The sequence below is a fragment of the Meridianimarinicoccus sp. MJW13 genome (assembly GCF_014901205.1).
Taxonomy (GTDB): domain Bacteria; phylum Pseudomonadota; class Alphaproteobacteria; order Rhodobacterales; family Rhodobacteraceae; genus Meridianimarinicoccus.
This window is the reverse complement of sequence record NZ_JACNMU010000002.1, coordinates 406,955-419,905: the sequence shown is the minus strand read 5'-3', so window position 1 is coordinate 419,905 and position 12,951 is coordinate 406,955. Positions and strand designations below refer to the sequence as shown.

The window sequence follows — 12,951 nt, the reverse complement described above, 5'->3', positions numbered from 1 at the left end:
GTCATGCCGGGTTTGGCGGGAGGGAATTGTGGCGCGGTCGGATGAGTATTTTTGCCAAAAAGAAATGGGGGTATCGGCTCAGGCGCGCCCGGCGGCACCGGACAGGGTCAGCGGATCGATGCCCATGAGGGCCAGCGCGGCTGTCCATTTGGCGTCGCTGTCGGCAGAAAACACGATCTGCTCGTTGGCCTCGCCCACAAGCCAGGCGTTTTCCTGCAATTCGGTTTCGATCTGCCCCGGCCCCCAGCCGGAGTACCCCAGCGCCAGCAGGCAGGCGTGCGGGCCGCTGCCGCGCGCAATGTCTTCGAGAATGTCCTGCGTCGCGGTCATCCCGAAGCGGGCGTCGACCTGCAGGGTGCCCGCCGCGCCGTGATAGTCCGCCGAGTGCAGCACGAAGCCCCGCGCGTGCTCCACCGGCCCGCCCAGGTAGACCACGGGCATCGGCCCCTGATCCGCGCCGGGGTCGATCGACAGTTGCTCGAGCAGCAGCGGGAAGGACAATTCCCGCGCGGGGTGGTTGATCACCAGCCCCATGGCGCCCTCGTCCGAATGCGCGCACAGGAAGATCACGCTTTTCTGGAAGCGCGGGTCGGCCATGCCCGGCATGGCGATCAGCAATTTGCCGCTGAGATCCATCGCTGTGTCATCACCCTGTGTCATCCTTCAAGGATGGGGCAAACACCACCCCTTCTTCAAGGGGGCGCGACACCTTGGTAAGATACTCTCCGGATTGTGACTTTTCTCGGGGATCGGGGCATGGCAAGCCGGTCTCATGACATCACTTCGCACCCTGCTTGCAACCTCTGCCCTTGCCCTCTGTGCCGGGGCGTCGACTGTCGCGGCCCAGGAGATGGGCGACCTGATCGGGATCACCGTTCTGGATGGCTGGCAGACCGAGCGCGGTACCGTGATGGCCGGGCTGCGGATCACGCTGGACGCCGGGTGGAAGACCTATTGGCGCAATCCCGGCGACAGCGGCATTCCTCCGCAGTTCGACTGGGGCGCGTCCGACAATCTGAAGGCGGTGCAGGTTTATTGGCCCCGGCCCGAGATTTTCCAGGACGCCGGTGCCGAAACCCTTGGCTACAAGGATGAATTCGTCTTGCCGGTGGAGCTGTTTCCGCGCGATGCCTCGGCCCCGGTACGGCTGGACGGGCTGGCCTCGGTCGGTGTCTGCCGCGATGTCTGCGTGCCGGTGGACGCGGTGTTTGGCGGCACCGTCGGCCAGGGCGACCGGGGCCACGAGGGCGCCATTCGCGGCGCGCTGGCCGCGCAACCCGACCGGGTGGACGGGCCGCGCACGGTGTCCTGCCGGGTGAATCCCATCGCCGATGGCTTGCAACTGACCGCGCGAATCGCCGTGCCCCCGCAGGGCACGACCGAGCGGGTGGTGTTTGAAACCGGACGGCAGGACCTGTGGATTTCGGCGCCCGTGAGTTCACGGGAGGGTCACATTCTTGTGGCCACCGCCGAGCTGGTGCCGCCCGAGGCCCAGCCCTTTGCCTTCAGCCGGTCGGACCTGCGGGTGACCGTCCTGGGCCAGACGCGCGCGGTCGAGATGAAGGGCTGCTCCGCTTCCTGAGCGGTCAGGCCGCCCGGCGCCGCATCTGCAAGGTCGCGGCGATCACGTAGACCAGCACCGTCACCAGAACAGCGCCCGCGGCGAAGATCGCGAAGGCCAGGCCGATGGCGCCGGTCTGGGGCAGCGGTCCCAGCGGCAGCAGCATGGTCCCGGTCACGATCTGCGCGCCCAGCGTCACCGCAAACCAACCCGCCAGAGCCGCGGCCAGACCCGCCGAGGCCCAGGCGGCCACCCCGCCCCGTCGCCCGGCCCGCAGCGCGCGCCGCCCGGCCCGCAGGCTTTGCGAGAAGTCCTGCCCCGCCGCCAGCAGCGCCGGCACCACGAACAGCACCATCACCACGCCGAAGCCCAGCCCGTAGACCAGCGTGATCACCGTGGGCTTCAGGAACAGCGCCTGCACCGAACGTTCGTACAGCAGCGGCGCCAGCCCCAGCACCGTGGTCAGTGTGGTCAGCAGCACCGGGCGCAGACGATCGCAGACCGCATCGACGATGGCCGGACGCAGGCCGCGCGTCTTGCCGTAGTCGTCCACGGTGGTGATCAGCACGATGGAATCGTTGATGATGATCCCGGTCATGCCGATCAGCCCGACCACCGAGAACATCGACAGCGGCACATCCCAGGTGTAGTGGCCCCAGATCGTGCCGACCAGGCCGAAGGGAATGATCGCCATGATGACCAGCGGCCGCGCCCAGCTGGCAAAGATCCAGGCCAGCGTCAGATAGATCCCCAGCAGGCACAGAGTGAAACCGACCGAGGCATCGGAGAGGAATTCGTTTTCCTGTTCGGCCAGCCCCGACAGGCGCCAGCTGACCTGATACTCGGCCTCGATCCTGGGCAGGATCTCGGCGCGCAGGGTCTCGAGGATTTCCTCGGCGCGGGCGGCATCATCGTCCGAGATGTCGCCGCTGACGGTGATGGTCTGCACCCCGTTCTTGCGGGTGATGGTCGAGAACCCCGGCTCTTGCCGCACGGTGACCAGGTCGGCCAGCGGCACGTATTGCCCCGACGGCGCGCGCAGCAGCAGGCTTTGCAGGTAGTCGGCGGTCTGTTCTTCCTCGGCGACCTCGACCCGGATCGTGGCGGTGCGGATGCCATCGGGGAAGCGCGCGGCCTCGATCCCGTTCAGGCGCTGGCGCAGGACCCGGCCGACATCGTCGATCGTGAAGCCCAGAACGCGGGCCTGCGGGGTCAGGTCGAGGATGATCTCGTCCTTGTCCCACGACATGCTGTCCTGCACCGCCGAGACCTCGGGATAGATCACCACCTCGCGCTTCAGCGCTTCTGCGGCCTCCTTCAGGCGGCGCGGATCAGAGCCGTACAAGCGCACGTCCAGCGCATCGCCGCCGGGGCCGGAACGCCAGCCGCGAAAGCTGATTTCCTCGGTCTGCGGCAGGCGGCGGGTTTCTTCCTGCAGGGCAGCGACGAAGGCGAAGGCGGAATAGGGGCGCAGGTCGGCGTCGATCAGGTCGATGGCCAGCGATCCCAGCAGATCGTTGTCCTTGTTCTCGGCCGAGGCGATGCCGCGCCCGGTGGTGCCGCCCAGTTGCGCCAGCACATAGGCCAGCGGGTTGGCGCCATGTTCGGCTTCCAGACGCTCGGCCACCACTTCGGCGGCGCGCTGCATCTCGACCATCTGGGCAAAGGTGTCTTCGCGGGTGGCGCCTTCGGCCATGGCGAAATTGCCGGTGACCGAACCCTGTTCCGGCGCATTGAAGAACCGCCAGGTCACCTTGCCGTCCAGGAACAGCACCACCTGCGTGGACAGGATCAGCAGCACCCCGGCAATCACCGGGTAGCGGGCGGTGATGACCAGCCCGATCAGCGGGCGGAACAGATGCTCGCGCAGCCAGCGGAAGCCTTCATTGAACTTTCGGCTGGGCCAGTCGTACCAATGGTCCTGCGCGGTGTGCATCAGCGCGTGGCGCATGTGGTGCGGCAGGATCAGGAAGCATTCCACCAGCGAGGCCGCCAGCACCGCCACCACGGTGATCGGAATGTCGCGGATCAACTCTCCGAACCGGCCGCCGATGGTAGTCAGGGCCCAGAAGGCGATGATCGTGGTGATGGTGGCCGAAAACACCGGCAGCGCCATGCGGCGGGCGGCGTTGATGGCGGCGTCCTCGGGGCTTTCGCCCAGCCGCCGGGCGCGAAAATCGGCGTGCTCGCCCACGACGATGGCATCGTCCACCACGATCCCGAGGGTGATGATCAGCCCGAACAGCGAGATCATGTTCAGCGACACCCCGCCCGCGTACATGATCGCCACCGCCGTCAGCATCGCCACCGGGATCCCGGCGGCCACCCACAGCGCGGTGCGGGCGTTGAGGAACAGGAACAGCAGCCCCACCACCAGCGCCAGCCCGGTCAGCCCGTTGGTGAACAGGATGTTCAGACGCCCGGTGATGGCCTCGGACCGGGTGCGGATCAGGTCGATGTGGACGCCGGCGGGCAGGTCCAGCTCCATCTCGCGCGCCACCTCCTCGACGGTGTTCTGCAGCTTGATGGCGTCGCCCTGGGCTGAACGGTCGACGCGCAGCGATATCGCCGGATTGACGCCCACGTAGTAGGCCTGTTCGCGATCCACGCCGCCGGTTTCAAGGCGGGCGATATCGCCGATGGTCAGCGTGGTGCCATCGGGTTCGGAGCGCAGGGCGATGGTGGCAATTTCATCGGCGCTGCGCCGCTCGGTGCCGCTGCGCAGACGGGCATTGGCGGCATCGACGTCGCCGGCGGGTTCGGCGGCGGCCTCGGCGCCGATTGCGGCGGCGATCTCGGCCAGCGAGGTGTCATGCCGGATCAGGTCGCGGGTTTCGACGATGACCACGATCTCGGGCGCGGCGACGCCGCGCAGGGTGGTGCGGGTCACCCCGGCCTCGAACAGGCGCAGGGTCAGGTCGTCGGCGAACCGCGCCAGTTGCTCGACCCCGACGGGGCCGGTGATCACCACATCCGTCACCCGGTCGCGCCACGCCCGCCGGGTGACCTCGGGCGGATCGGAATCGTCGGGCAGGTCGATGACCGAGGCGACGGCGGTTTCCACATCCGCCTGCGCCTGCGCCATGTCCCAGCCGGGTTCGAACTCCATCGACAGGGTGGCGCGGCCTTCGCGGGAATTGGCGGTGGTCTCCACGGCGCCATCCACGTCGCGCACCGCCGGCAGCAGCGGGCCGATGATGGCGCGGTCCACGTCCTCGGGTCCGGCCCCGTCCCAATCGACACGGATGTTGATTTCTTCCAGAACCACGTCGGGAAAGAACTGGGCGCGCATCTGGGGGGCGGCGGCCAGCCCCAGCACTACAAGGATCACCAGCAGCAGGTTGGCGGCGGTGCCGTGGCGGGTGAAATAGGCGATGATGCCGCCGCGCATCGCGTCACCGGAGGGCAGTTGGGGCAGGTGCATGGCCTAGCCTCCCATCCGCTCTTCGATGCGTTCGACAACGCGGGCGGGCACCTCGTCCTGCGCAAGGATCGACAGTACCCGGTCGCGCGCCTCGGCCGGCATCCGGTTGTTGCCCTGCACCGCGGCGATCAGGCGGGCGCGATGTTCGGGGGTCAGGGTGACCATTGGTTCGGGCTCGGGCGCTTCGGTGCCTTCGGGACGGATCGGCCGGACCTTCAGACCGGTGCCCAGCGACGGGATGCGTTGCGCCACCACCTCGGCTCCGACTAGATCGGGCGCACGGACCAGAACCGTGTCGCCTTGCCGCCGGATCAGTTCCACCTGATGCGCCTGCAGCCGGTCATCGTCGCCCACCACCAGCACCGCGCCGTCGCTGCCAAGGGCGCGGGCCGGCAGACGGGCGACACCACCGATGGGCGCCTCGCGGATCTGCACGGTGACGATATCGCCGGGGCGAAAGCCCACGGACGTGCTGAGCCGGGCAAAGACCTCGCGCCCGGACTGACCCTCGCCGACCTCGGCGCTGACCCGCTCGATGGCGCCCTCGGCACGCAGGTTCAGACCGGCCACATCCATCCGCACCTCGATCGGGGCGCGGCGCAGGCCGCCGCTGTCATCCAGAAGACGGGCGTATTGGGCGGTGGACAGGCGAAAGGCCACCTCAAGGGCGGAAGGATCGACCAGCCGTGCCATGCGCTCATTGGCCGAGACCAGCCCGCCCTCGACCACCGTGACATCCGACAAGGTACCGGTGAACTTGGCGCGGATGCTTTTTTCGTCCAGCAGCCGCTGGGCTTCCTCCATGGCGATGCGGGAGCGGTCACGCTTGGCCGCCGCCTGTTCGATGCGGGTTTCCGCCGTAGCCACGGCCTGCCGCCGCGACACCACCGATTGCCGGGCCTGCGCAGCGGCCAGGGCGGCGGTTTCCACGGCAGAGACACTGCCGACCCCGCGATCCGACAGATCGTTCTGCCGCGACAGCGCCTGCGCCCGCAGATCGGCCTGTTCGATGGCCACGCCCAGTTCATCCTGCGCCAGTTCCAACGCGCGGCGGGAATCGCGCAGATCGGCCTCGGCCTCGGCCAGGTCGGCGCGGGCCAGCGCCAGGTCGGCCTTGGCCTTGGCCGGATCGATCAGGGCCAGTTGATCGCCCTCGGTCACTTCGCCGCCATCGCGGAAATCGGGCGACAGTTCGACCAGCTTGCCGGTGCTGGTGGCGCGCACCTCGAGAATGCGATGCGAGCGGATTTCACCGAACACATCCATCACCGGCACCACGCGCTCGGGCGTCACGGTCACCACGTTCACCGCCAGCACGACCTCACGCGCGGGGCGCTGACGGTCCTCTTCGGCCAACATCGCCTGCACAGCCCGATAGACCGAGGTCCCGGCCCAGCCGAGCGCCCCGAAGGTCAGTGCAAAGAGCAAAACGCCGGTCAGGGCGCGCCGCAGGAACAGCATCAGGTGACGTCCTCTTCACATCGGGTCCGGCTTTCCCGAACCCCTGTCAAATCTAGTCCGCGCGGGCCGCGCATCCAAGTTTCAGTGTCTTGAACGGATCACGCGGCTACTTCCGTCGCAAATGTTCGTCCAGACGCGGAAAAATTTCCACGAAATTGCACGGCATGTGCCGATAATCGAGTTGGTTGCTTAAAATTCCATCCCAGGCATCCTTGCATGCCCCCGGAGAGCCGGGCAACGCAAACAGATAGGTGCCCTGCGCCACACCACCGGTGGCGCGGCTTTGCACCGCCGATGTGCCGATCTTTTCCATCGACAGCAGGGTGAAAACCGTGCCGAACGCCTCGATTTCCTTTTCATAGACATCGCGGTGCGCCTCGACCGTCACATCGCGGCCGGTCAGACCGGTGCCGCCCGTGGAAATCACCACGTCGATTTCGGGGTCGGCGCACCAGGCGCGCAACTGATCGGCGATCTCGGCACGCTCGTCTCGCAGGATCTTGCGGTCGGCCAGCCGGTGGCCAGCCGCTGCGATTCGGTCCACCAGCACCTGTCCCGAGCGGTCGTCTTCCATCGCCCGGCTGTCGGACACGGTCAGGACCGCGATGCGGACCGGGATGAAGTCTTTGCTGTCGTCGATGCGTGCCATGAGATGTCTCCTTGCGTTGGCCGCACCTAAGCAGGGGCATGGCGCAAGGTCCAGCAAGCCTGCGTGTTTTCCACTGGTCCCGCACCGTGCGCACTGGCATGGTCGCCGCGCCATTGCCCGGAGCCTCCATGTCCAATCGCCCCCTGCTTGTCGCCGCCGCTTTTGCCACGCTGGCCCAGCTTCTGTGGGCCGGGAATTTCATCACCGCGCGGGCGCTGCGCGAGGTGATCGACCCGATCAACCTGAACTTCCTGCGCTGGCTGCTGGCGGCGCTGATCCTGTTGCCACTGGTGCTGCGCGACCGGCGCGCGATTGCCGCGGCCCTGCGCGCGCAGCCGTTGCAGATCCTGGCGCTGTCGGCCTTGGCCATCACCGGTTTCAACACGCTTCTTTATGCGGGCTTGCAGACCGCCACCGTGGCCGAGGCCGGGATCATCACCGGGCTGGCGCCGATCCTGATCCTGCTGTTGGCGCGATTCTGGGATGGCACCGCCCTGACCGGCGGCCAGATCGCAGGCAGCGCGCTGGCCTTTCTGGGCGCGCTTCTGGTGCTCAGCGGTCGGGATGTCGGGGGCGTCAGCGGCATCCGCGGTCCGGCGTTCCTGCTGGGGGCGGCCACGGCCTGGGCGGCCTATACGGTCGCCTACCAGCGCTTCAAGATCCCGCTGAAGCCCCTGTCGGCGCTGGGGTTGTTCGCGACCCTGGGCAGCCTGCTGATGCTGATGCTTGTCCCCTTCGCGCCCACGCCGATTCACCAGATCCCCCTGTCAGGAGAGGTGATCTTCGGTCTGGCCTACGTCGCCATCGGGGCGTCGATCCTGGCGCTGTATTCCTGGAACCGGGGGGTCAGCGTGCTGGGCCCGGCGCGGGTGGGAGTATTTCTGCAACTGATCCCGGTTTTCGCGATGATCCTGGGCGCACTGATCCTGGGCGAGACGGTGACCCCGCTGCAGATCGCCGGGCTGGCCTGCGTCTTTGGCGGCGTGCTTGTGGCACAGCGGCGCGGGCGGACCTCAGCCGTTCAGGCGCCCGCGCAACGCTAGCAGATCGGCCCAAGCCTCGCGCTTGGCGGCCGGGTTGCGCAACAGGTAGGCCGGGTGGAACATCGGCAGGGCCGGACGGCCGGTGGCCTCGCCCCAGGTGCCGCGCAGGCGGTTGATGCCTTTCTTGCCCAGCATGCCCTGGCAGGCGACATTGCCCATCAGCACCAGAACCTCGGGCGCGGCCAGATCCACATGGCGGCGGATGAACGGGCCCAGCATGGCGATTTCCTCGGGTGTCGGCGTGCGATTCTGCGGCGGCCGCCATGGCAGGATGTTCGAGATATAGACCGCGCGGTCCGGTTCCTCGGCCCGCCGATCCAGCCCGATGGCGGCCAGCATCCGGTCCAGAAGCTGCCCGGCGCGGCCCACGAAGGGCTTACCCTGCTGGTCTTCCTCGCGGCCCGGCGCTTCGCCGACGATCATCACCCGCGCGCCGGGCACACCGTCGGAAAACACCAGTTGCGTCGCGCCCAGCTTCAGGTCGCAATGGGCAAAGGCCTCCATCGCCGCGCGCAGGGCGGGCAGATCGTTTGCGGCCTCGGCCATCGCCTGCGCTTCGGCCACGGGGTCGACCTGCGGGGCGGCCATCGGTGCGGCCACCGCTGCCGCCGGAACCGCCTGCGCGGGCGGCGTCTGCGCCACCGGATCGGCATAGCGGTTCACCGGCGCCTCCCCGATGGGAAGATCGGCACCCATTTCGGCCTGCCAGTCCAGCAGCGCCTTGAGTGCTTCGGCTTCGGATCCGTGATACATGGCCGCGACCCTATCGCCGCGCGAAGGCCCGCGCAATTGCGCCCGCGCCGCTTGCCGCCTTTGGCGCGCCCCCGTATAACCCCGGCGACACGCAGACAGATCGGGGCGCGCATGACCTACCGCGGACGGCACCTCTTGGGCATTGAACCGCTTCACCCGACCGAGATCACGACGCTTCTGGATCTGGCCGACAGCTATGTGGACCTGAACCGGCGGGCGCAGAAACGTTCCGACGTGCTGGCCGGTCTGACCCAGATCAACATGTTCTTCGAAAACTCGACGCGCACGCAGTCCAGTTTCGAACTGGCGGGCAAGCGGCTGGGCGCGGACGTGATGAACATGGCGATGCAGGCCAGTTCGATCAAGAAGGGCGAAACCCTGATCGACACGGCGATGACCCTGAACGCCATGCATCCCGACCTTCTGGTGGTGCGCCACCCGCATTCGGGCGCCGTGGACCTGCTGGCCCAGAAGGTCAATTGCGCGGTGCTGAACGCCGGCGACGGACGCCACGAACACCCCACCCAGGCGCTGCTGGACGCGCTGACCATCCGCCGCGCCAAGGGCCGCCTGCACCGCCTGAACATCGCCATCTGCGGTGATATCGCCCACAGCCGCGTGGCGCGATCCAACATCCTGCTGCTGGGCAAGATGGAAAACCGCGTCCGCCTTGTGGGCCCGCCCACGCTGATCCCCGGCCCGATGAAGGACCTGGGGGTCGAGGTCTATGACGACATGCGCGAGGGCATCGCAGGCTGCGATGTGGTGATGATGCTGCGGCTTCAGAAGGAACGCATGGACGGCGGCTTCGTTCCGTCCGAGCGCGAATACTATCACCGCTACGGGCTGGATGCCGAAAAGCTGGGCCATGCCAAGCCCGACGCCATCGTCATGCATCCCGGCCCGATGAATCGCGGGGTCGAGATCGACGGCACGCTGGCCGACGACATCAACCGCTCGGTCATTCAGGAACAGGTGGAAATGGGCGTCGCGGTGCGCATGGCGGCGATGGACCTGCTGGCCCGCAACCTGCGAGCGGAGGCTGCCTGATGGATCTGGACCCCACCGTCGCCCCCCATGAAAGCGGCGTGCTGCGCCTGTACCGGCTGGACACCGACAGTGCCGAGGGCGCGGCCCTGCGCACGGCGCTGGCCACCGAGGCACCCGAAGCCGCCGATCTGGCCGCACAGGCCTTTGGCGTGGCCTCGGTCGATCCGTGGTGGCTGACCGTTCTGCCGCTGTCCGACATTCGGGATCTTGGCCTGCACGCCTATCTGGTCGAAGGCCACGACGTGCCCCGTGATCAACTGGATGCCGAAGCCGCCCGGCTGGCCACCCTTGACGGCACCCTGTTGATCGCCCAGTCCCGCGCCTTCGACGGCGGCGACGTCACCCTGCGCCCCGGCCCCGTCCTGACGCCGCTGCTGATGTTGGACAGCACCCGTGCGCCTGCCACTGCGCGCCCGCTGGCGCGCGCCAAGGTGGACCCGGTCGCGGTCACGCCGCCCACGACCGCGCAGCCGCCACAGAAGGCCCCCGCCGGCAAATGGATGTTGGCCGCCCTGCTGGCCGCTGGCCTGCTGGTGCTGACCGTCGCACTTCTGGGCGCGGGGGGCTGACGTGACGGGCAATGGCTGGGACGACATCCTGGAACCCGGGGAAGAGCTGCTTTGGCAGGGTCAGCCCGACCCGCGCCCTGACTGGCGCGCCCAGACCCTGCGCGAGACCCTGTTCGGGCTGGCGGTGACGGTGTTTTCGCTGTTCTGGATGGCCAAGGCGCTGGGGATCGGCGCGGATGCCTCTTTCATGGGGCTGGTGTTTCCGCTGATGGGGCTGCCGTTTCTGGTGATGGGTCTGAGCCGCGCGGGCGGCAAGATCGCGCTGGGGGTCTGGCGCCGCCGCCACACCTGGTATTCCCTGACCAACCGGCGCGCCTTCATTGCCACCAACCTGCTGGGACGCCGCACGCTTGACGCCTATCCCATCGGCCCGGTCACACCGCTGGACCACGAGGAAGGCCCGCCCGATCACATCTGGTTCGCCACCGACTTCGTGAAAACCGCACAAGGCAGCAAACGCCGCCGCATCGGATTTACCCATCTCCCCGACAGCCGCGCGGTCTATGACCGGATGCGCCGCCTGCAGCGAGAGGCCCTATGACGCAACTCTTCTACAACGCCCGCCTGATCGATCCCGAGGCCGGAACCGAAGCACCCGGCGCGCTTCTGGTGGACCGGGGCGTGATCGCCCGTGTGCTGCCCGCCGCCACCACGCCCGCCGATCATCCCGAGGCCACCGTCCTGGACTGCGACGGCCAATGCCTGGCCCCAGGCATCGTCGACATGGGCGTGAAGGTGGGCGAACCGGGCGAGCGCCACAAGGAAAGCTTCAAGACCGCCGGTCTGGCCGCTGCCGCGGGCGGGGTGACGACCATGGTCACCCGCGCCGACACCGCGACCCCGATCGACAATCCCGAAACGCTGGAATTCGCCATGCGGCGCGGCTATGACGCCTGCCCGGTACGCATCGCCCCCATGGCCGCCCTGACCCGCAACCGCGACGGCCGCGAGATGGTCGAGATCGGTTTTCTGAAGGATGCCGGCGCCGTCGCCTTTTCCGATGGCGACCGGGTGATGACCGACACCAAGGTGTTCTCGCGCTGCCTGAGCTATGCCGCCGGTCTGGGCGCGCTGGTTGTGGCGCATCCGCAAGAGCCGGGGCTCAGCGCCGGGGCAGCCGCATCGTCGGGCAAATTCGCCACCCTGCGCGGTCTGCCGTCGGTGTCGCCCATGGCCGAGCGCATGGGGCTGGAACGCGATCTGGCGTTGGTCGAGATGACCGCGGCGCGCTATCACGCCGACCAGATCACCACCCGCGCCGCATTGCCTGCCCTGCGCCGCGCCAAGGCGGCGGGGCTGGATGTCACCGCCGGGATCTCGATCCATCACCTGACGCTGAACGCGCTGGACGTCGGCAACTACCGCACGTTCTTCAAGGTCAAGCCGCCCCTGCGCGACGAGGATGACCGGATGGCCATGGTCGAGGCGGTGCGCGAGGGGCTGATCGACACGCTCAGTTCCTTCCACACCCCGCAGGACGAGGAATCCAAGCGCCTGCCGTTCGAGGAAGCCGCCAGCGGCGCCGTGGGTCTGGAAACCCTGCTGCCCGCCGCGCTGCGCCTGTATCACGCCGGCCAGATGGACCTGCCGGGGCTGTTTCGCGCCATGGCGCTGAACCCCGCCCGGCGGCTGGGCCTGCCCGGCGGGCGGCTGGCCGATGGCGCCCCGGCGGACCTGGTGCTGTTCAACCCCGACACGCCCTTCGTGCTGGACCGGTTCACGCTGCATTCGAAATCCAAGAACACGCCCTTCGACGGCGCCCGCCTGCAAGGCCGGGTGCGCGGCACATGGGTCGGCGGCACACGGGTGTTCGGCACATGATCCCGGCGCTGACCACCCCGCTTGCCGGCCTCGCCGTGACCGCGCTGCTGGCCTACCTGCTGGGCTCGATGCCCTTCGGCATCGTCATGGCGCGCGTTTTCGGGCTGGGCGACCTGCGCCAGATCGGCTCGGGCAACATCGGCGCCACCAACGTGCTGCGCACCGGCAACAAGCTGGCCGCCTTCCTGACGCTGGTGCTGGACGCGGGCAAAGGCGCCATCGCGGTGCTGACCGCCCGCGCGCTGGCGGGCGAGGACGCGGCGCAACTGGCGGGTTTCGCCGCCTTCCTGGGCCATTGTTTCCCGATCTGGCTGGGCTTCAAGGGCGGCAAGGGGGTGGCCACTTTCCTGGGCACGCTGTTGGCGCTGTCGTTTCCGGTGGGACTGGCCGCCTGCGCCACATGGGCCGTGATGGCCGCCGTTCTGCGCTATTCCTCGCTGGCGGCGCTGACGGCGGCAGCACTTTCTCCGCTCTGGGCCCTTGCCTTGGGACAATCCGAGCTTACGCTTCTGACCATTGCCCTGGCCGTCCTGGTCTTTTACCGCCACAGCGCGAACATTCGCCGCCTGCGGGAAGGAACCGAACCAAGGATCGGCCGGAAAACCTGACCGGAGACACCT

Annotated in this window: 12 protein-coding genes; 7 read left to right on the top strand and 5 right to left on the bottom strand. The window is 68.1% G+C overall.

Annotated features, from left to right (window positions below; all coding sequences use genetic code 11):
- Nucleotides 1-78: 78 nt before the first annotated feature.
- A complete protein-coding gene (locus H8B03_RS05035; RefSeq protein WP_193140633.1) occupies nt 79-636 on the bottom strand; it encodes a YqgE/AlgH family protein in 558 nt (185 codons plus the stop codon).
- A gap of 136 nt (nt 637-772) precedes the next feature.
- Between H8B03_RS05035 and H8B03_RS05030 the strand changes: the two genes are divergently transcribed.
- Complete coding sequence (locus tag H8B03_RS05030; RefSeq protein WP_193140632.1) at nt 773-1,582, top strand: protein-disulfide reductase DsbD domain-containing protein; 810 nt, start codon at nt 773-775, stop codon at nt 1,580-1,582.
- Between the two features lie 4 nt (nt 1,583-1,586).
- Here the strand turns inward: H8B03_RS05030 and H8B03_RS05025 are convergent, their stop codons facing one another.
- From H8B03_RS05025 to moaB, 3 genes are all read right to left on the bottom strand, one after another.
- Nucleotides 1,587-4,985, bottom strand: a complete 3,399-nt coding sequence (locus tag H8B03_RS05025; RefSeq protein ID WP_226925695.1) for an efflux RND transporter permease subunit — start codon at nt 4,983-4,985, stop codon at nt 1,587-1,589.
- Between the two features lie 3 nt (nt 4,986-4,988).
- Nucleotides 4,989-6,446 (bottom strand): efflux RND transporter periplasmic adaptor subunit, encoded by a 1,458-nt coding sequence (locus tag H8B03_RS05020; protein WP_193140631.1) that lies wholly within the window; start codon nt 6,444-6,446, stop codon nt 4,989-4,991.
- A 106-nt stretch (nt 6,447-6,552) separates the two neighbouring features.
- On the bottom strand, nt 6,553-7,095 hold the full coding sequence (gene moaB, locus H8B03_RS05015; RefSeq protein ID WP_193140630.1) for a molybdenum cofactor biosynthesis protein B: 543 nt from the start codon (nt 7,093-7,095) through the stop codon (nt 6,553-6,555).
- A gap of 128 nt (nt 7,096-7,223) precedes the next feature.
- Between moaB and H8B03_RS05010 the strand changes: the two genes are divergently transcribed.
- Complete coding sequence (locus H8B03_RS05010) at nt 7,224-8,138, top strand: DMT family transporter (RefSeq protein ID WP_193140629.1); 915 nt, start codon at nt 7,224-7,226, stop codon at nt 8,136-8,138.
- On the opposite strand, the gene H8B03_RS05005 is transcribed toward H8B03_RS05010, so the two are convergent.
- Nucleotides 8,109-8,891, bottom strand: coding sequence for a uracil-DNA glycosylase family protein (locus H8B03_RS05005; protein WP_193140628.1), 783 nt, complete (start codon nt 8,889-8,891; stop codon nt 8,109-8,111). The two genes, H8B03_RS05010 and H8B03_RS05005, sit on opposite strands and share 30 nt — an antisense overlap.
- Before the next feature lie 111 nt (nt 8,892-9,002).
- Here H8B03_RS05005 and H8B03_RS05000 point away from each other — a divergent pair, with 111 nt between their 5' ends.
- Genes H8B03_RS05000 through plsY form a run of 5 tightly spaced genes read left to right on the top strand, consistent with a single transcriptional unit; the run spans nt 9,003 to nt 12,939 of the window.
- Nucleotides 9,003-9,941: an aspartate carbamoyltransferase catalytic subunit gene (locus tag H8B03_RS05000; RefSeq protein ID WP_193140627.1), complete on the top strand. Its 939-nt coding sequence runs from the start codon at nt 9,003-9,005 to the stop codon at nt 9,939-9,941.
- The gene (locus H8B03_RS04995; protein ID WP_193140626.1) at nt 9,941-10,510 is read left to right on the top strand and encodes a hypothetical protein; all 570 of its coding nucleotides are present in this window, start codon (nt 9,941-9,943) and stop codon (nt 10,508-10,510) included. Before H8B03_RS05000 ends, H8B03_RS04995 begins: the two co-directional genes overlap by 1 nt.
- A gap of 1 nt (nt 10,511) precedes the next feature.
- Nucleotides 10,512-11,051: an aspartate carbamoyltransferase catalytic subunit gene (locus H8B03_RS04990; RefSeq protein WP_193140625.1), complete on the top strand. Its 540-nt coding sequence runs from the start codon at nt 10,512-10,514 to the stop codon at nt 11,049-11,051.
- Complete coding sequence (gene pyrC / locus H8B03_RS04985; RefSeq protein WP_193140624.1) at nt 11,048-12,331, top strand: dihydroorotase; 1,284 nt, start codon at nt 11,048-11,050, stop codon at nt 12,329-12,331. The genes H8B03_RS04990 and pyrC overlap by 4 nt, the downstream gene beginning before the upstream one ends.
- Nucleotides 12,331-12,939 (top strand): glycerol-3-phosphate 1-O-acyltransferase PlsY, encoded by a 609-nt coding sequence (gene plsY, locus H8B03_RS04980; RefSeq protein WP_193140763.1) that lies wholly within the window; start codon nt 12,331-12,333, stop codon nt 12,937-12,939. The genes pyrC and plsY overlap by 1 nt, the downstream gene beginning before the upstream one ends.
- Nucleotides 12,940-12,951 lie beyond the last annotated feature (12 nt).